Annotated in this window: 20 protein-coding genes; 8 read left to right on the forward strand and 12 right to left on the reverse strand. The window is 70.3% G+C overall.

Annotated features, from left to right (window positions below; genetic code table 11):
* Positions 1–10 precede the first annotated feature (10 nt).
* The 7 genes from JNB61_RS08710 to JNB61_RS08740 form a co-directional block, all read right to left on the reverse strand.
* The gene (locus JNB61_RS08710; protein ID WP_220339369.1) at positions 11–2,755 is read right to left on the reverse strand and encodes an FtsK/SpoIIIE family DNA translocase; all 2,745 of its coding nucleotides are present in this window, start codon (positions 2,753–2,755) and stop codon (positions 11–13) included.
* A gap of 98 nt (positions 2,756–2,853) precedes the next feature.
* A complete protein-coding gene (locus tag JNB61_RS08715; RefSeq protein ID WP_220339370.1) occupies positions 2,854–3,348 on the reverse strand; it encodes a GNAT family N-acetyltransferase in 495 nt (164 codons plus the stop codon).
* 57 nt (positions 3,349–3,405) lie between these two features.
* Positions 3,406–5,082, reverse strand: a complete 1,677-nt coding sequence (locus tag JNB61_RS08720; protein WP_220339371.1) for a ribonuclease J — start codon at positions 5,080–5,082, stop codon at positions 3,406–3,408.
* A 73-nt stretch (positions 5,083–5,155) separates the two neighbouring features.
* Positions 5,156–6,133 carry a 4-hydroxy-tetrahydrodipicolinate synthase gene (dapA, locus tag JNB61_RS08725; protein WP_220288030.1) on the reverse strand — a complete coding sequence of 326 codons (978 nt, stop codon included), beginning with the start codon at positions 6,131–6,133 and terminating at the stop codon, positions 5,156–5,158.
* A 108-nt stretch (positions 6,134–6,241) separates the two neighbouring features.
* Positions 6,242–7,006, reverse strand: a complete 765-nt coding sequence (locus JNB61_RS08730; protein ID WP_220339372.1) for an SDR family NAD(P)-dependent oxidoreductase — start codon at positions 7,004–7,006, stop codon at positions 6,242–6,244.
* A gap of 21 nt (positions 7,007–7,027) precedes the next feature.
* Entirely contained in the window at positions 7,028–7,552 is a 525-nt protein-coding gene (locus tag JNB61_RS08735) for a dihydrofolate reductase (RefSeq protein ID WP_220339373.1), read from the reverse strand.
* Complete coding sequence (locus tag JNB61_RS08740) at positions 7,549–8,388, reverse strand: thymidylate synthase (RefSeq protein ID WP_220339518.1); 840 nt, start codon at positions 8,386–8,388, stop codon at positions 7,549–7,551. The genes JNB61_RS08735 and JNB61_RS08740 overlap by 4 nt, the downstream gene beginning before the upstream one ends.
* A gap of 118 nt (positions 8,389–8,506) precedes the next feature.
* Between JNB61_RS08740 and JNB61_RS20035 the strand changes: the two genes are divergently transcribed.
* From JNB61_RS20035 to JNB61_RS08760, 4 genes are all read left to right on the forward strand, one after another.
* Positions 8,507–8,944 carry a TlpA family protein disulfide reductase gene (locus tag JNB61_RS20035; protein WP_220288033.1) on the forward strand — a complete coding sequence of 146 codons (438 nt, stop codon included), beginning with the start codon at positions 8,507–8,509 and terminating at the stop codon, positions 8,942–8,944.
* Positions 8,937–9,479, forward strand: a complete 543-nt coding sequence (locus JNB61_RS08750; RefSeq protein ID WP_220288034.1) for a DUF4395 domain-containing protein — start codon at positions 8,937–8,939, stop codon at positions 9,477–9,479. The genes JNB61_RS20035 and JNB61_RS08750 overlap by 8 nt, the downstream gene beginning before the upstream one ends.
* 131 nt (positions 9,480–9,610) lie before the next feature.
* Positions 9,611–10,036: an OsmC family peroxiredoxin gene (locus JNB61_RS08755; protein WP_045297285.1), complete on the forward strand. Its 426-nt coding sequence runs from the start codon at positions 9,611–9,613 to the stop codon at positions 10,034–10,036.
* Positions 10,029–10,958 (forward strand): TIGR01777 family oxidoreductase, encoded by a 930-nt coding sequence (locus tag JNB61_RS08760; RefSeq protein WP_222855299.1) that lies wholly within the window; start codon positions 10,029–10,031, stop codon positions 10,956–10,958. Before JNB61_RS08755 ends, JNB61_RS08760 begins: the two co-directional genes overlap by 8 nt.
* A 12-nt stretch (positions 10,959–10,970) precedes the next feature.
* On the opposite strand, the gene JNB61_RS08765 is transcribed toward JNB61_RS08760, so the two are convergent.
* On the reverse strand, positions 10,971–11,420 hold the full coding sequence (locus JNB61_RS08765) for a hypothetical protein (RefSeq protein ID WP_220339374.1): 450 nt from the start codon (positions 11,418–11,420) through the stop codon (positions 10,971–10,973).
* The gene (locus JNB61_RS08770) at positions 11,417–12,232 is read right to left on the reverse strand and encodes a 4-hydroxy-tetrahydrodipicolinate reductase (protein WP_159845039.1); all 816 of its coding nucleotides are present in this window, start codon (positions 12,230–12,232) and stop codon (positions 11,417–11,419) included. The genes JNB61_RS08765 and JNB61_RS08770 overlap by 4 nt, the downstream gene beginning before the upstream one ends.
* Positions 12,233–12,304: 72 nt before the next feature.
* Between JNB61_RS08770 and JNB61_RS08775 the strand changes: the two genes are divergently transcribed.
* The gene (locus tag JNB61_RS08775) at positions 12,305–12,778 is read left to right on the forward strand and encodes a GNAT family N-acetyltransferase (RefSeq protein WP_220288037.1); all 474 of its coding nucleotides are present in this window, start codon (positions 12,305–12,307) and stop codon (positions 12,776–12,778) included.
* 7 nt (positions 12,779–12,785) lie between these two features.
* On the opposite strand, the gene JNB61_RS08780 is transcribed toward JNB61_RS08775, so the two are convergent.
* The 3 genes from JNB61_RS08780 to JNB61_RS08790 all read right to left on the reverse strand — a co-directional run bounded on the left by JNB61_RS08780 (position 12,786) and on the right by JNB61_RS08790 (position 17,123).
* Positions 12,786–13,388 (reverse strand): histidine phosphatase family protein, encoded by a 603-nt coding sequence (locus tag JNB61_RS08780; RefSeq protein ID WP_220339375.1) that lies wholly within the window; start codon positions 13,386–13,388, stop codon positions 12,786–12,788.
* A gap of 112 nt (positions 13,389–13,500) precedes the next feature.
* Positions 13,501–14,550, reverse strand: a complete 1,050-nt coding sequence (locus JNB61_RS08785) for an aldo/keto reductase (RefSeq protein ID WP_159845046.1) — start codon at positions 14,548–14,550, stop codon at positions 13,501–13,503.
* 293 nt (positions 14,551–14,843) lie between these two features.
* Positions 14,844–17,123: a polyribonucleotide nucleotidyltransferase gene (locus tag JNB61_RS08790; RefSeq protein WP_159845048.1), complete on the reverse strand. Its 2,280-nt coding sequence runs from the start codon at positions 17,121–17,123 to the stop codon at positions 14,844–14,846.
* 330 nt (positions 17,124–17,453) lie between these two features.
* On the opposite strand from JNB61_RS08790, the gene JNB61_RS08795 reads away from it, so the two are divergent.
* From JNB61_RS08795 to JNB61_RS08800, 3 genes are read left to right on the forward strand one after another with little or no spacing between them, the layout of a single operon-like run.
* Positions 17,454–17,636: a DUF5302 domain-containing protein gene (locus tag JNB61_RS08795; RefSeq protein WP_109211870.1), complete on the forward strand. Its 183-nt coding sequence runs from the start codon at positions 17,454–17,456 to the stop codon at positions 17,634–17,636.
* A 10-nt stretch (positions 17,637–17,646) separates the two neighbouring features.
* Positions 17,647–17,778 (forward strand): hypothetical protein, encoded by a 132-nt coding sequence (locus JNB61_RS20250; RefSeq protein ID WP_262927504.1) that lies wholly within the window; start codon positions 17,647–17,649, stop codon positions 17,776–17,778.
* A gap of 13 nt (positions 17,779–17,791) precedes the next feature.
* Positions 17,792–17,977: a hypothetical protein gene (locus tag JNB61_RS08800; RefSeq protein ID WP_159845049.1), complete on the forward strand. Its 186-nt coding sequence runs from the start codon at positions 17,792–17,794 to the stop codon at positions 17,975–17,977.
* Positions 17,978–18,019 lie beyond the last annotated feature (42 nt).

An 18,019-nucleotide genomic window follows, 5' to 3' on the forward strand; every position in this document is an offset into this window, starting at 1 on the left:
GTACGGCGGGTCAGTCGCGACCGGTGAGACCCCACGCGTCCTCGGAGCCCTCGTCGCCGTCGACAACGGGGTAGCCGTCGTACTGCGAGCCCACGGCATCCGTCCCATAGCGGTCGTCCGCCGCCGCAGCAGCCGGCGCCGCGGGAGCGGGCGCCTCGTCGGGAACGTCCTCGCCGCGCAGCCGCGCAAGCACCGATGGCAGCTGCTCGACCGTCACCAGCACGTCGCGGGCCTTCGACCCTTCGGAGGGGCCGACGATCTCGCGCGATTCGAGGAGGTCCATCAGGCGCCCGGCCTTCGCGAAGCCGACGCGCAGCTTGCGCTGGAGCATGGACGTCGAGCCGAACTGGCTCGACACGACGAGTTCCGCGGCAGCCAGCAGCAGCTCGAGGTCGTCGCCGATGTCGGCATCGATCTCCTTCTTCTCGGCCACCGCCGCCACATCGGCGCGATACTCCGGCCGCGCCTGGTGCGTGACGTGCTTGACGACCTCCTCGATCTCCTTCTCGCTCACCCACGCGCCCTGCACGCGGAGCGCCTTCGAGGCACCCATCGGCAGGAAGAGACCGTCGCCCTGGCCGATCAGGCGATCGGCGCCGGGCTGGTCGAGGATGACGCGGGAGTCGGTGACGCTCGTCACGGCGAACGCCAGACGCGACGGGACGTTCGCCTTGATGAGGCCCGTGACGACATCGACCGAGGGCCGCTGGGTCGCGAGCACGAGGTGGATGCCCGAGGCCCGCGCGAGCTGCGTGATGCGCACGATCGAGTCCTCGACGTCGCGGGGAGCGACCATCATGAGGTCGGCGAGCTCGTCGACGACCACGAGAAGATACGGATACGGCTTGAGGACGCGCTCGCTTCCCGGCGGAAGCGTGATCTCGCCGGCCATCACGGCCTTGTTGAAGTCGTCGATGTGACGGAAGCCGAACGACGCGAGGTCGTCGTACCGCATGTCCATCTCCTTCACGACCCACTGCAGCGCCTCGGCAGCCTTCTTCGGGTTCGTGATGATGGGTGTGATGAGGTGCGGCACACCCGCGTACGACGTCAGTTCGACGCGCTTGGGGTCGATGAGCACCATGCGCACATCGGCGGGCTTGGCCCGCATCAGCAGACTCGTGATCATCGAGTTGACGAAGCTGGACTTGCCCGAGCCGGTCGAGCCGGCGACCAGTAGGTGGGGCATCTTCGCGAGGTTCGCCACGACGTACCCGCCGCCGACGTCCTTGCCGACGCCGATCGTCATGGGGTGGGTCTGGCTGGTCGCCGTGGGCGAGCGCAGCACGTCGCCGAGCGTCACGATCTCGCGGTCGGTGTTGGGGATCTCGACGCCGATGGCGCTCTTGCCCGGGATGGGCGCGAGGATGCGCACCTCGTTCGAGGCCACCGCGTAGGCGATGTTGTTGGTGAGCGCGGTGATGCGCTCCACCTTGACCCCGGGGCCCAGCTCGATCTCGTACTGCGTCACGGTCGGTCCGCGGGAGAAGCCGGTCACGCGCGCGTCGACGGAGAACTGGTCGAGCACGCTCGTGATCGCCCGCACGGTGTCGTCGTTGGCCTGCGAACGGGCCACGTGTGGCGAGCCGGCGGCGAGCGAGTTGACCGAGGGCAGCCGGTACGGTGCGGAAGGCGAGTCGATCTCCGCGGCCGAGCCGATGCCGTCGAGCCCGGGGAGCGTGCCGTCGTCCTCGATGACCTCGGCGTCGTCGCGAAGGGACGTGCGCGACGAGGTCGCGGCCTTCGCTGCCGACAGCACCGCGGGGTCGATGACCTCCGTGAGCGCGTCGGTCGCCGGCGCCGGAGGCGGGGTGACGGGGGGCGTCATGGCCTGCTCGAACCCGCCCTGTGACGAACCGGCCGGGAGGAGCTCGGTGAGGTCCTGCGAGCCGAGCCCGACCTCCGGGTCCTTCTCGCGCCCGGTCTTGTTGCGGCGCCAGAACGGCAGCGAGGAGTCGCCCTCGTCCTCCGAAGCGGCCGGGGCCGCAGCATCCGCCGTCGCCTTCTCTTCGCGCGGCTCGGCACCGAACATCCAGGCGTACAGCTCGCCCAGGCGGCGCCCGATGCGGTTCGGGGGCGTCTTCGTGATGATCAGGATGCTGAGCACGGCCAGAAGCGACAGCACGATGTACGCGCCGACGTCGGTGAGCACGAGTGCGAGCGGCTCGCCGAGCATCCAGCCGAAGAGCCCGCCCGCCTCGCTTAGGGCGGGGAGCCCCTGGTTCGGCTGAGGGCGGCCGCCGGCGACGTGGCAGAAGCCGGCGATCGTGAGGACGAGCAGGCCGAAGCCGATGCCGACCCGGCCGTTGTCGTGCACCGACGACGGATGCCGGAACATCCAGCCCGCGAGCATGAGCAGCAGCACGGGCAGGACGAACGCCTCGCGGCCGATGAGGCCGCCCACGGTGTACGCGCTGATGGTCTTCGCGACCTCGCTGCCGATGAAGAACCACTCGTTCACCGCGCCGGCGATCGCGAGCAGCACGAGGAGGAACGGGAAGCCGTCGCGGCGCTGGTCCTTCTCGAGCGCCTCGGGACCGAACGCGCGGAAGAGGCCGCCGGTGGCGTGCGCCAGGCCCATCCACGCGCGAACGACGATCGGCGGACGGTCGGGTTCGTTCACGTAGCGCTTGGGTGCGGGTGCCGGCTTGGCGGCCGCGGGCTTGCGCGCAGACGAGGACGCGCCGGAACGCGCGTTCGTCGACGCGCTCGAAGACGCGCGCGACCGGCTGGTCGGGCTTGAGCTCCTGGCCATTCCCCCACGGTAGGCCGACACCGCGACATTTGCCCGCAACCACGCCGCCCTGCGGCCGCAGGCCGGGCGCGTCGCGACGGGCCGGAACGAGGGATGCTTCAGCGCAGGCGTTTGACCATGGTGTCGCGGCCCGATCCGCTCTGGGTGACCGCGAACCCCTCGCTGCGGTAGAGCGTCGACGCGAAATTGTCCCGTTCCACGCTCAGGCTGATGCGCGCGAAGCCCTGCGCCCCCGCATGCTCGCACAGGCGCTGCAGCAGCGCCCGGCCCACGCCGTGGGCACGCCAGATGGGGCGGACGCCGATGATGAGCTCGGGAACCCCGGTTCCGACATAGCCGAATCCCGGATCGTCGCGCGGCAGCATCCGGTACCAGGCGGCGCCCACCGGCTCGCCGTTGGCGTCCTCGGCGATGAAGCCGGCGTCGCCCGGCCGCATCCAGCCGGCCACGTAGCGTCGGTGGTCGGTGCCGCCGATCACCTCGTGACGAGGCTTCGCACCGCCCTGGCGCCAGTTCGCCGCCTCGACGACCATGTCGCCGAGGAACACGCCGTCGGCGGACACGGCGGGGCGGATGCGGAACGAGGAGGCCACGACGCCGATCGTACGGCCCCCGCGTTACGCCTCGATACTCCTCCGATGGCGATCTGGCTACGCTTCGATCACGAGGGGCACGATCATGGGCCGGCGACGCAGCGACTGGTTGACCCAGCGGCCGATCGTGCGCCGCACCACCTGCGACAGCGCGTGCTGGTCGCGGACGCCGGACTTGGCGGCCTCGGCGAGCGCCGCGGCGATCTTCGGCTTGACGTCCTCGAACACGGCGTCGTCCTCGGCGAATCCGCGGGCGTGCACCTCCGGCCCGGAGATGACCTTGCCCGTCGAGGCGTCGACGACGACGATCACCGAGATGAACCCCTCTTCGCCGAGGATCCGGCGGTCCTTGAGGTCGGCATCCGTGATCTCCCCGACGGTCGACCCGTCGACGTAGACGAAGCCGAGGTCGAGCTGGCCGACGACGTGCGCGTCTCCGTTCTTCAGGTCGATGACCGTGCCGTTCTCGGCCAGGATCGTGCGCTCCGCCTCGATGCCGGTGTCCTGGGCGAGACGCGCGTTCGCCATGAGGTGGCGGTATTCGCCGTGCACGGGAAGCACGTTCTTCGGCTTCAGGATGTTGTAGCAGTAGAGCAGCTCGCCGGCCGCGGCGTGGCCCGACACGTGCACCTTGGCGTTGCCCTTGTGCACGACGTTCGCGCCCAGCTTCGTCAGCCCGTCGATCACCCGGTACACGGCGTTCTCATTGCCCGGGATGAGACTCGACGCCAGGATGACGGTGTCGCCCGGACCCGGCTCGATCGCGTGGTCGAGGTTCGCCATGCGGCTGAGCACGGCCATCGGCTCGCCCTGCGAACCCGTCGACATGTAGACGATCTGGTCGTCGGGGAGGTCCCGCGCCTTCTTGTAGTCGATGAGCACGCCCTCGGGCACGTGCAGGTAGCCGAGGTCCTCGGCGATCGTCATGTTGCGAAGCATGCTGCGCCCGAGGAGAGCCACGCGGCGCCCGTGCGCCGCGGCCGCATCCAGCACCTGCTGCACGCGATGGACGTGGCTCGAGAAGCTCGCGACGATGACCCGCCGCGGCGCCTTGCCGATCACCTGGTCGAGCACCGGACCGATCGAGCGCTCGAGGGGCGTGAAGCCCGGAACGTCGGCGTTGGTGGAGTCGACGAGGAAGAGATCGACGCCCTCCTCCCCCAGCCGCGAGAACGCACGCAGGTCGGTCAGCCGGCCGTCGAGCGGGAGCTGGTCCATCTTGAAGTCGCCGGTGGCGAGCACGAGGCCCGCGGGGGTGCGGATCGCGACGGCGAGGGCGTCGGGGATCGAGTGGTTCACCGCGACGAACTCGAGCTCGAACGGGCCGAGGTTCTCCCTCTGCCCCTCCGCGACCGTGAGGCCGTACGGTCTGATGCGATGCTCCTTGAGCTTCGCCTCGGTGAGCGCGAGCGTCAGCCCCGATCCGATGATCGGGATGTCGCTCTTGAGCTTCAGCAGGTACGGCACCGCACCGATGTGGTCCTCGTGGCCGTGCGTCAGCACGACGCCGACGATGTCGTCGAGGCGCTTCTTGAGCGGCTCGAAGTCGGGGAGGATCAGGTCCACACCAGGCTGGTGCTCCTCGGGGAACAGCACGCCGCAGTCGACGACGAGGAGCTTGCCGCCGTACTCGAACACCGTCATGTTGCGGCCGACCTCGCCGAGACCGCCGAGCGGGACGATCCGGAGGGTCCCTGCCGGAAGCTCCGGCGGGTCGTACGGGGTGGTGGGCATTGCGAAGCCTCCTCCGGGCGCTGGCACACCCGTCATCTGCGCGCCGTCGACCGTTCGGCGACGGCGCGATTCGTCATCTCGTGGTGCCCGAGACCTTCGGCAGCGCGCCGCCGGCGGCGGCGTTGCGGTCGGGGCGGAAGTTCGAGAAGTCGGCGCCGGGAACCTCGCTCACCAGAGCGAGCTCGTCCTCGATCTTGGCGGCCTCCCACTCCTCCGGACCGACCAGCGGCAGCCGCACGCGGGGGCTCCCGATGCGGCCGAGGCCGTGGAGGATGTACTTCGCCGACACCGTGCCGGGCACGTGCGTCATCACGGCGCGCACGAGCGGCTCGAGCTGCTGATGCGCGGCGGTCGCGGTCTTCAGATCGCCGGCGTTCACAGCGTCGACGATCACTCGGTACGGCTGGGCCGCGATGTTCGCGGTGACGCCGATGAGGCCGGTGGCCCCGATCGCGAGGTGCGGCAGCACGTTGGCGTCGTCGCCCGAGAAGTACATCAGGTCGGTCTGGTTGAGCACGCGGCTCACCTCGCTGAAGTCGCCCTTGGCGTCCTTGATGGCGAGGATGTTCGGGTGCTTGGCGAGGCGCAGGATCGTCTCGTAGCGGATGGGCACGCCGGTGCGGCCCGGGATGTCGTACAGGATCACCGGCAGATCGGTCGCGTCGGCGACCAGCCGGAAGTGCGTGAGGATGCCGGCCTGCGTGGGCTTGTTGTAGTACGGCGTGACGATCATGATGCCGTCAGCGCCGACCTTCTCGCTCGCCTTGTACAGCTCGATCGCGTGCGCGGTCTCGTTCGAGCCGCCACCCGTGATGATCTTGGCGCGGCCGGCGGCGACATCCTTTCCCACCTCGACGAGGCGGATCTTCTCCGCGTCGGTGAGGGTCGACGTCTCACCCGTGGTGCCGGTGACGACGATGCCGTCGGCGCCCGCGGTGATGACGTCGTCGATGTGCTTCTCGACAGCGGGCCAGTCGACTTCGCCGTCGGCCGTCATAGGGGTGACGAGCGCGACGAGCACCTGTCCGAAGGGGTTGCCCGTATGCGTCATGAATTCAGGGTATCGGCTCGACGGCCTCCCCCCGTTCCCGGGCTGCCTCCCTGTCGGCCCCGCGGGATGTGCCGCACGCGCCACCTGCCGGTGAGCTGACGGCCCGCGTCAGCGCCCCCGCTCGCCGATGCGGGCGGCGACCGAGGGCGGGGCGAAGCGGGCGAGCGTCACCAGCAGCTTGTACCGCAGCGACGGGATCGACACCGGGAGCCCTCGAGCGGCGTCCCGCAGGGACTCGGCCACGACCTCGCGGGCGTCGAGCCACAGGCCGTCGGGGATGCCCTCCTGCCCCGGCGGCAGCCCGAGGCGCTCGTGGAAGTTCGTGTGGGTGTAGCCCGGGCACACCGCCGTCACCGTGACGCCACGCGGGCTGTAGCGGCCGTTCGCCCACCGGCTGAAGCTCACGAGCCACCCCTTGCAGGCACCGTAGGTGGACCGCGGGATGAACGCCGCCACCGACGCGACGTTGATGATGCGGCCGTGGCCGCGGGCGAGCATCGCGCCGAGGGCGGCGTGCGTGAGGCGCATGGGCACCTCGACGTGCAGTTCGAGGTGGCGGACCTCGTCGTCGATGTCGTTGCGCTCGAACGCCAGCGCGAGCCCGAACCCGGCGTTGTTCACCAGGATCTCGATCGGACGGCTCTCATCGGCCACACGCGCCTCGACGCGCTCGCGCTGGCGGCGCTTCAACAGGTCCGCCGCGAGGACCTCGACCTCCACCCCGTAGGCCGACCGCAGCCGGACCGCGAGCTGCTCGAGCGCCTGCCGGTCGCGGGCGACGAGCACGAGATGTGCGCCCTTCGCCGCGAGCTGACGCGCGTACTCCGCGCCGAGACCCGAACTCGCACCGGTGATGAGGGCCGTCTTCGCCATGCGCGCCAGCCTATTGCCGCGTCAGTGCGCGCCGCGCTCCGCCGGTCGCACCAGTCGCAGAAAGCGGTAACGGATGCCGGAACCCGAGGTGTGCCACCCCTCGGCCGGGTCCGTCGCGACGGTGGCCCAGTCCGAGCGGTCGGGCGCGAGGGTGTCTCCCTCGACGGCGACGTCGAGCTCGGTGACCTCGAGGAGGTCGGCGAGGTCGATGGCCTCACGGAACAGCTGCCCACCGCCGATCACCCAGATGCGCTCGGGCGACCCTTCGTCTGCCAGGGCCAGCGCGGCCTCGAGCGATCCGGAACGTTCGGCGCCGGCATCCGTCCAGTCGTCCTGCCGGGTGATCACGATGTTGCGGCGTCCCGGCAGCGGGCGGAAGCGCGCGGGGAACGACTCCCACGTGCGTCGGCCCATCACCACCGGCGCGCCGAGGGTGAGCGCCTTGAAGTGGGCGAGGTCTTCCGGCACGTGCCACGGCATTCCGCCGTCGGCACCGATCACCCGGTCGTGCGCCTCCGCCCAGATCAGGCCGATCGGGGCCGTCATACGGCGACCGCCCCGCGGATCGCGGGGTGGTGCTGGTAGTCCTCGAGCACGAAGTCGTCGTAGCGGTACCCGAAGATCGACTCGGGCGTCCGCGCGATGCGCAGTGTCGGGTACGGATACGGGTGGCGGGTGAGCTGCTCGCGCACCTGCTCGATGTGGTTGTCGTAGATGTGGCAGTCACCGCCTGTCCACACGAAGTCGCCGGGCTCGAGCCCCGCCTGCTGGGCCACCATGAGCGTCAGCAGCGCGTATGACGCGATGTTGAACGGAACGCCGAGGAAGAGATCGGCGCTGCGCTGGTACAGCTGGCACGACAGCTTGCCGTCGGCGACGTAGAACTGGAACATCGCATGGCAGGGCGCGAGCGCCATGTCGGGAATGTCGGCGGGGTTCCACGCCGACACGATGAGCCGACGGGAATCCGGGTTCACGCGGATCTGGTCGAGCACGAGCGCGATCTGGTCGATGTGATCGCCCGACGGGGTCGGCCACGACCGCCACTGCACACCGTAGACGGGGCCGAGCTCGCCGGAGGCGTCCGCCCACTCGTCCCAGATGGTGACGCCGTTCTCCTGCAGCCACGCCACGTTGGACTCACCGCGCAGGAACCACAGCAGCTCGTACGCGATCGACTTGAAGTGCACCCGCTTGGTCGTGATGAGCGGGAAGCCCTGCCCCAGGTCGAACCGGATCTGCCGGCCGAACGCGCTCGTCGTGCCGGTGCCGGTGCGGTCGTCCTTGTGGGTGCCGTGCTCGAGCACGTCGCGCAGAAGGTCTTCGTACGGGGTCGGGATCGGCGTCGTCACGGCTGCCACGATACCCGCGGCCCGCGACATCGGGGCCGTGCCCGCGCCGCCCAAAGCCGACACCGCGGCCCGCCTCGGGTGACATCCATCGTGTCATTTTTCGCCGTTTCGGCCTCCATTCAGGTGAAAGGGGTTAGCCTCATCTGCTGTGAACCTCGTCGGCGCCGTCATCGCCCTCGCCGCGCTCCTCGCGGCGACGGTGGCCCTCGGTGTCTTCCTGAACTGGCGTCAGTCCCGCGCCCGCCGCGATGTCGAGCACGAGGTCATCGAGCCTCACCGCCTCGGCGCCGACGGACTCGGCGAAGTCGCCACCCTCCTGCAGTTCAGCACCGAGCTCTGCTCCCGCTGCCCCGGTGTGCACCGCACCCTGGCGGCCATCGCCGACGACCACGAGGGCGTGCGCCACCTCGATGTCGACCTCACCCACCGCCCCGACATCGCCAAGCACTTCCACGTGCTCCAAACCCCGACCACGCTCGTCCTCGACCGCAACGGCGTGGTGCAGACCCGCTTCGGCGGAGCGCCCGGGCGCGACGTGCTCGAGCTCGAGCTCAACCGCCTGATCGCGGAGGACGCCAGTGTCTGACCGAACGGATGCTGCGCCCCTGCACGGCATCGACCCCCGAGGTCCGCGTTTCGCGGCGGGCATCACCGCGCTGCTCCTCCTCATCGACGTCTTCCTCGGCCTCACCGGGCTGTCGACGGCCCAGGCCGCGGAGGGCTGGGCGATCACGTCGGCGAGCGTCGCCGAGCGGTTCCTCGACCCCGCTTTCCTGCTGCTGCTCGTGACGACCCTCCTGTTCCTGTGGGGCGTCCTCTCACCCCGCACTGCGCCGTGGGGTGTGCTGTTCCGCACGGTCGTCGCACCGCGTCTGACCGCCCCGACCGAGCTCGAGGACCCGCGGCCGCCGCGCTTCGCGCAGGGGGTGGGCCTCTTCGTCTCGGCCCTCGGCCTGGTCCTGCAGCTGCTCGGCGTGCCGTGGGCGCTCACCATCGCCGCCGCCGCGGCGTTCGTCGCGGCGTTCCTCAACGCCGTCTTCGGGCTCTGCCTGGGCTGCCAGCTGTACCTCCTGCTGCAGCGCGCGGGCATCGTGGGCCGCGCACGCCCGGCCTCGGCCTGACGCCGCCTCGGCCGTTCCCAGGCCCGAGGGGCGCAGCATCCGGTGTCAACCCATCGCGGTGCGGCGACCGGACGCCATAGGCTGGCGCGAGACGCCCGGCACGCGGGCGCCCCGCCAGCGAGGAGGCCCACATGACCGTCACGAGCGAAGCAACAACGGTATGGAAGGGCGGTCTGTTCGACGGCTCCGGCGAGACCACCTTCGTGTCTTCCGGCCTCGGGACCTTCCCCGTCAACTGGAAGGCACGCAGCGAGGGCTCGACGTCGGTCACGACGCCGGAGGAGCTCATCGCCGCCGCGCACGCGTCGTGCTTCAGCATGGCCTTCTCGCTCGCTCTCGCGGAGAACGGCACTCCCCCGGAGTCGATCGACACGACCGCCTCGGTCACGTTCAAGCCGGGCACGGGCATCACCGGCAGCCACCTGAACGTCAATGCCGTGGTGCCGGGACTCGAACCCGAGGACTTCGAGCGACTCGCCCAGAGCGCGAAGGCCGGCTGCCCCGTCTCGCAGGCCCTGGCGGGCATCGAGATCACGATCGAGGCCACGCTTGCCTGAAGGCCCTCCGGGCGATGACGGCGGTCGGCGGATCGTCGTCGCCGGCGCGTCCGGCCTCATCGGCCGGGCGCTCGTCGACAGCCTCCGCGCCGACGGCATCGCCGTGACCAGGCTGGTCCGCCGCCCGGCAGAGGTCGCCGACGAGGTCGAATGGCTCACCACGGGCGAGCCCCTGAATCCGGCGGTGCTCGAAGGCGCCCACGCCGTGATCGGACTCAACGGCGCGAGCATCGGGCGATTCCCCTGGACGTCGGGGTACAAGAGCACCCTGCTGTGGTCGCGCATAGCGCCGACGCGTGCGCTCGCCCGCGCGGTACGGGAGCTCGGCACCGGTGCCCCGCACTTCGTGTCGGCGTCGGCCGTCGGCTACTACGGCTCACGCCCGGGGGCCGTGCTCACGGAGAACGCGGCTCGCGGCGAGTCGTTCCTCGCGGACCTGTGCGGCGAGTGGGAGGGTGCGGCCTTCGGCGCGGGAACGGATGCTGCGGTCTCGGTGCTCCGCACGGCGCCGGTCGTGCACCCCGACGGCGTGCTGAAGCCGCTGATGCTTCTGACCAGCCTCGGTCTCTCCGGCCCGATAGGCCGGGGAACGCAGGCGTGGCCGTGGATCTCGCTCGAGGACGAGGTGCGGGCGATCCGCCACGTCATCGACGCCCGCCTCACCGGGCCGGTGAACCTCTCGGGGCCGACCCGCGCCACGGCGAACGACCTCGGGTTCGCCCTCGCGGTGCGGATGAACCGGCCGTTCCTGCTGCGCGCGCCGGTGTGGGGCATGAAGCTCGTGCTCGGTGCGGACGCCACCGAGGCGATCCTCACCGCCGACGCCCACGTCGCACCCGAGGCTCTCGAGAAGTCGGGTTTCGTGTTCTCGAACCCGACGGTCGAGGACGCGGTCGCGGCGGCCGTGCCTGCAGCAGCCTGATCCTGCGCGGGTTCAGGCGAGGCGGTCGGTCTTCTCGAGGCGGATGGCCGCCCGCACGGCTTCCCGCGCGCGCCGCCGGTCCCCGGCGGCGTCATAGGCGAGTCCGAGCCGGTACCACGCTCGCCAGTCGTCGGGGTGCGCCTCGACCTCGGCGCGGTACGCGGGGAAGACGGCGTCGCCATCCTCGCGCAGCACACGCCCGCTCGGACGCACTGCGACCTCGTCCTGCGTGAGCGCACCCTCCGCCTCGAGCCGGGTGCCGAGCTGCTGCGCGCGCACCCCGAACCACAGCTCACGCCCGAGCGCCCACGCGGCGATGAGCGGGAGCACGACGAGAGCGGCGCCCATCGCGACGCCGACGGGGTCACCGCTGACCAGCAGAAGCCACGCGCGCTGCCCGACGAGCACGATGTACAGCGCGAGCAGCGCCGCCATGACGGCGACGCCGATTCGGGCGCTCATGCGCCGGTCGCGCGGGCGACCTGGCCGGGCACTCCGCCCTCGTCGACGGGTCGGCCGTCGGGCTCGGCGGCACGGCGGCCGACGCCGATGTCGATCAGGCTGTCGAGGCCGACGACGACACCCGAGGCGTCGCGTGCAGCAGCGAGGGCGAGACGGATGCCGGGACCGTAGGCCTGCGCGGGCTCGACGGTGTCGTGCACGATCGTGAGCGACTCCCCCGCCCCCGAGAGGATCGTCTCCTGGCGGGCGACGACGCCCGGGCGGCGGAGCGAGTGGATCGGCACGCTCGCGACCTGCTGACCTCGGGCACGCTGGTCGACGTGGGGCGACTCGACCGGGCCGACTCCGTCGCGCGCAGCGGCGATGAGCTCGGCCGTGCGCACTGCCGTGCCGCTCGGCGAATCGATCTTGGTCTCACGATGCGCCTCGACGATCTCGATCGACGGGAAGAACGGCGCCGCCGCGGCGGCGAGAGCAGAGCCCAGCACCGAGCCCAGTGAGAAGTTGGGGATGAAGACCGCCCCCGTGCCGGCGGCGTCGACGAGCGGGCGAACCAGCGCGATCCGCTCGGCCGACCACCCGGAGGTGCCGACGAGCACGTTGATGCCGCGCTCGATCGCGGCGCGGACGACGTCGATCGAGACCGCGGGCGTCGACGCGTCGACCACCAGGTCGGCGCCTTCGAGCTCCGACAGCTCCGAACGGGACGACAGCACCGCGCTGACCTCGAAACCGGGTTCTGCCTCGACCACGTCGCGGATGATCGCGCCGAGCTTTCCGGTGCCGCCGACGATGGCCACGCGTGTCGTCATGCCTCCATCCTAGGCGGCGGCCCCGCGACCGGCCGGGCCGGCGGGACCGTGGCGGGCGCCTAGGCTGGAGGCGTGGTGACCCTCCGCCCCTCCCCCGTCGACGCGCCCGACGCCCACGCCCTCCTCGCCGAGTACTTCCGGACCCGCACCGAAGGTTTCGCCGAACAGGGCGTCGCGTACCGCACGACCTTCCCCGACCCGGCGGCCTTCGTGCCGCCCGCCGGCGTCTTCGTCGTGCTCGACGACGACGAGGGCGTCGCACAGGGTTGCGGCGGCATCCGGCTCGTCCCCGAGGGTCCGCTCGGCACGCGGTACGAGCTGAAGCACCTGTACCTGAGGCCGGTCACCCGCGGACGCGGTTGGGGGCGGCTGCTCGTCGAGGACCTCATGGAGCGCGCGCGCGGATTCGGCGCCGCCGAGCTCGTCCTGGACACGCATCACTCGCTCGAAGCCGCAGGCGCGCTCTACGCCCGCACCGGGTTCGTCGCAATCGAGCCCTACAACGACAACCCGAACGCGTCCCGATGGTTCGGGAAACCACTCTGAGCGCCGGTCAGACGGGGTAGACCTCAGGAAGGCCGGTCCGCAGCTCGACGGGCAGATGGGCGAGGTCGTTGTGCGACAGCAGGGTCCACGGGCGGCCCTGCTTCTGCGCGATCACCGTCAGTCCGCAGTGCGCCTGGTTGAGCGTCATCCAGCGCCAGTCGGGGGCCTGCAGCACCTCGCGCACGAACCACGCGATGACGAAGTTGTGCGTGATCAGGAGTTCGTGCACCTCACCGCGCTTGCGCGCCAGGAACTCGCTCACGGCATCCGACATCTGCGCACGCCCTGCCTCGATCTCGGCCTCGGTGACCGAGCCGAAGAACGGCTCGAAGGCGGCGGGCGTCTCGTCGGTCATGCCGGTCGGCACGCAGTCGAACAGCAGCGCCGACGGTTCCGGCGTGAGCGAGGGCATCCGCTCGGCGACCGCGCGAGCGGTCTGGCTGGCCCGCTCGAGAGGCGAGTGCCACAGCGCGTCGAAGGGCACGCCCGAGAGCCGGTCGGCGAGCAGCGCGGCCTGGCGGCGTCCGCGCGGCGACAGGGGTCCGTCGACGAGTCCGTGCTCGGCATCCTGATGTTCGCCATGCCGCACGAGGTAGATGTAGTGCGTCACGCAGTTCACTCCGTCGGGGATCGCGTGCCTGGGGAAGGCACTTCCTCCACCCTACGACACGTCGTCGCAGCGATTCACTGCCTGTGGACGGCGAGTCCCATACGGGCGGTGACTACACCGAGGCGCGCGCGATATCGGACAGCTGCCCGCGGCTGAGGCGGACGCCGACGCCCTGGACGAGCTCCTCGACGTGCTGCGGCGCGTACGCGTTCACGATAGGCGCGGTGACGAGCTTCTGCGACAGGAGCCACGCGACGGCGACCGCCGCATCAGGCACGCCGAGCTCGGCGCCGACGGCGTCGAGCGCGCGCAGCGTGCGGCTCCCCCGCCGGTTGAGGTTCGCCGCGAGCTGCGCTCCGCGCACCGAGAGGGCCCCGCGGATCTTCGAGCGCTGCCTGCCCGCGAGGAAACCGTGCTCCAGCGCGTGGGACGGCGTCACGGCCATGCCCTGCGCCCCTGCGACGAGGCGCAGATCGGCGTCGAACTCGTGACGGCGCAGGACGTTGAAGGGAACGTCGAGCACCGTGATGCGGGGGTAGCCCGCCGACGCGAAGATGCGCGCCTCGACCAGCTGCGCGGCGCTGTAGCCGATGGCACCGAGCGAGCGCACCTTGCCGGTCTCGACGAGCCATTCCGCGGTCGCGAGTGTGTCCTCGAGCGATGAAGCGCGGTCTGTCGTCGCATCGAGGTAGAGCACGTCGATGCGGTCGGTGCGCAGGCGGTTCAGCGAGGCCTCGACAGCCCGCACGAGGTTGACCGGGCCCAGACCGGGGTTGTCGGCATGGCCGCCGACACGGACGGCGAGCACGATGTCGTCGCGGAGACCGCGCGAATGCAGCCACTGGCCGATGATGTGCTCGCTGCGACCGCTCGAATAGCTGTCGGCGGTGTGCACCGCGTTGCCGCCCAGTTCGGCATAGGTGTCGAGGATCGCGTGGCTCGACTCGAGGTCGACGTTCCACCCGAACTCCGCGGCGCCGAGGATCAGCGGGAAGATGTGCGAGCCGCTCTCGCCGAGTGCGACGCGCAGGTTGCTGCCGATGGAGGGGCCCTGCACCGGGATCGGGGCGGAGGGGTGCGGGCCGCGCAGGACGCCGCCGGACGCGGGTGCGGAATCCGGACTCGACGATGGGAGCGTCGAGTCAACGCCGAAGTAAGCCATGTGCCACCCCCTCACGAATCCCCTGGGGAATGTCGTGATCACTGTGCGCGCCCCCCGGCGCTTACACACAGGGTAGGCCAGTCCGGACACGGAGCCGTTCACTGAGGCGATCTAAGGACGAACATTACATAACGCTTTGGTCACGGAGCACTGTTCCCTCAGGCGTCTGTCCCCCGAACGGCGGACGGCGCGGGCGGTGCGCCTACCGGACGACCGACGACGGATGCCCGCCCCCTCGCGGGGACGGGCATCCGAGATCATCGACCGGACGAGCCGGACGGCGACGGTGACGTTCAGCCTTCCGCGGGACCCTCGGGACCCTCGCTGGCCGCGGCGCGACCCTCCTGGTCGGCGGCCTCCTCGAGCACGGGCTCGAGGGAGAGCTTGCCGCGGTCGTCGATCTTCGTGATCTTGACGAGCAGCTTCTGGCCGACCGAGAGCACGTCCTCGACGTTCTCCACGCGCTTGCCGCCGGCGAGCTTGCGGACCTCGCTGACGTGCAGCAGGCCGTCCTTGCCGGGCAGGAGCGAGATGAACGCGCCGAACGTCGCGATCTTGACGACCGTTCCGAGGAACTGCTCGCCGACCTCCGGGTTGGTGGGATTGGCGATCGCGTTGACCTGGGCGCGTGCGGCCTCGGCCGAGGGGCCGTCGGTCGCGCCGATGTAGACGGTGCCGTCCTCCTCGATGGAGATCTGCGCGCCGGTCTCGTCCTGGATGGCGTTGATCGTCTTGCCCTTCGGGCCGATCAGCTCGCCGATCTTGTCGACCGGGATCTGCACGCTGATCACGCGCGGGGCGGTCGGCGCCATCTCGTCCGGGCCGTCGATCGCAGCGTTGAGCACGTTGAGGATCGTGAGGCGTGCGTCCTTGGCCTGCGTCAGCGCGGCGGCGAGGACCGACGACGGGATGCCGTCGAGCTTCGTGTCGAGCTGGATGGCGGTGACGAACTCGCTCGTTCCGGCGACCTTGAAGTCCATGTCGCCGAGGGCGTCCTCGGCGCCGAGGATGTCGGTCAGCGCGGCGTAGCGCGTCTGGCCGTCGACCTCGTCCGACACGAGACCCATCGCGATGCCGGCGACGGGGGCGCGCAGCGGCACACCCGCGTTCAGCAGCGACAGCGTCGAGGCGCAGACCGAGCCCATCGACGTCGAGCCGTTGGACCCGAGCGCCTCGGACACCTGGCGGATGGCGTACGGGAACTCCTCGCGGCTCGGCAGCACCGGCACGAGCGCGCGCTCGGCCAGGAAGCCGTGCCCGATCTCGCGACGCTTCGGGCTGCCCACGCGGCCGGTCTCACCGGTCGAGTAGGGCGGGAAGTTGTAGTGGTGCATGTAGCGCTTGCTCGTGACCGGCGACAGCGAGTCGATCTGCTGCTCCATCTTGAGCATGTTCAGCGTGGTGACACCCAGGATCTGGGTCTCGCCGCGCTGGAAGATCGCCGAGCCGTGGACGCGCGGGATGACCTGCACCTCGGCGTCGAGCGGGCGGATGTCGGCCAGGCCACGTCCGTCGATGCGGACGCCCTCGGCGAGGATGCGGCCGCGCACGATCTTCTTCGTGACGGACTTGTAGGCGGCGCTGAACTCGAGCGTCGCGACCGAGGGGAGCTCGCCCGCCTCGACAGCCGCGAGCAGCTCGGCCTTGACGGCCTCCTTGATCGCGTCGTCGGCGTTCTGACGCTCCTGCTTGTCGGCGATCTGGTACACCGGCACGAGCTGGTCGTACGCGCGGCCGGCCACGAAGTCGTAGACCTCCTGGCTGTACTGCGGGAAGACCGGGTAGGGCTGGATCTCTTTCGCGGCGGCGTTCGCCACGACGTTCTGCGCGGCGACGAGCTCCTTGATGAACGGCTTCGAGGCCTCCAGCCCCGCTGCGACGATCTCTTCGCTGGGCTTGGTGGCGCCGGCCTTGATGAGGTTCCAGCTGTGCTCGGTGGCCTCGGCCTCGACCATCATGATCGCGACGTCGCCGTCGGGCAGGACACGACCGGCGACGATGAGGTCGAACACGGCCTCCTCGAGCTGCGTCACCGTCGGGAACGCGATCCACTGGTCTGCGTGCTCGCCGTGACCCGGGATGAGCGCGAGGCGCACACCGGCGATCGGGCCCGAGAACGGCAGTCCGGAGATCTGCGTCGACAGCGAGGCCGCGTTGATCGCGAGCGCGTCGTAGAACTCGCCCGGCGCGATCGAGAGCACCGTGACGACGATCTGCACCTCGTTGCGCAGGCCGTCGACGAACGACGGGCGCAGCGGACGGTCGATGAGACGGCACACGAGGATCGCCTCGGTCGAGGGACGGCCCTCGCGACGGAAGAACGAACCGGGGATCTTGCCCGCCGCGTACGAACGCTCTTCGACGTCGACGGTCAGCGGGAAGAAGTCGAAGCCCTCACGAGGCGACTTGCCGGCGCTGGTCGCCGACAGGAGCATCGTCTCCTCGTCGAGGTACGCGGCGACGGCACCCTGTGCCTGCTGCGCGAGTCGTCCGGTCTCGAACCGGACGGTACGGGTGCCGAAGCGGCCGTTGTCGAGAACGGCCTCAGCGGCGGTGATTTCAGGACCTTCCAAGAGGTCTCTCCTTCTTTGTTTAGGCTCGCACGCGCGTTTCGCGCACGAGCTTGTGCGAAGGAGCAGGAACACGCAGATCTCGGCGCGCGGGAGTGCCGCGGGGTTCGCCAGCGCTGGTCACCAGTAGAAGACCACCCGACGTCGGCCGGCGGGGAATCCACCACAGGGGACCAGCTTCCTGCCGGCCTGCTCCACAGTGCCCATATGAAGCACAGTGCTCACATGTGGAATTGGGCGGTTGCCACACGGCAACCTTCCCAAGCCTATCAGCAGGGCGCCCGATGACCCCCACCCTGGCGGGCGTCGTATGCCGCGCCTAGGGTGGGGGTCATGAGCACCGACGAGAAGCCGGCGTCTGCGGCATCCGATGAGATGAAGCGAAAGTTCAAGGAAGCACTCGACAAGAAGAACGCGAACCACCGCCAGGGCGAGTCCCACATGGACGCCGACTCGGCGATCCACGGCACGCACGGGGCCGTCACGAAGCGCGAGTTCCGTCGCAAGAGCGGATAGGAGCAAGGTCATGGTCTTCGACCCGACGTTCCACGAGATCTCGAATCAGGCCGACGAGCTGCCCGACCTCGACGGCTCGGACGAGGCTCCTCCTCTGGAGGACGACGAGGCGAACGAACTCCCGCCGTACGGCGAGGAATGATCGTGAGGCGGCCATGAGCGACTTCCGGGAGCGCATCCCCGACGACGAACGAGACGTGCCCGTCGACGACGGGGTGGAGTTCGAGCTGCCGCCACCGACCATCGACCCGCTCGAGGCGGTCGAGGAGGACGTCGACGACCTGGAGCTGGAGGAGCGAGAGGCGGCGATCGAGGCAGGAGAGATCGGCCCCGAAGACTGAACGGGCGGGCGCGGGCTCGACACCCGCGCCCGCCCGCTTTCG

This window comes from Microbacterium ureisolvens (genome assembly GCF_019511645.1).
Taxonomy (GTDB): Bacteria; Actinomycetota; Actinomycetes; order Actinomycetales; family Microbacteriaceae; genus Microbacterium; species Microbacterium ureisolvens_A.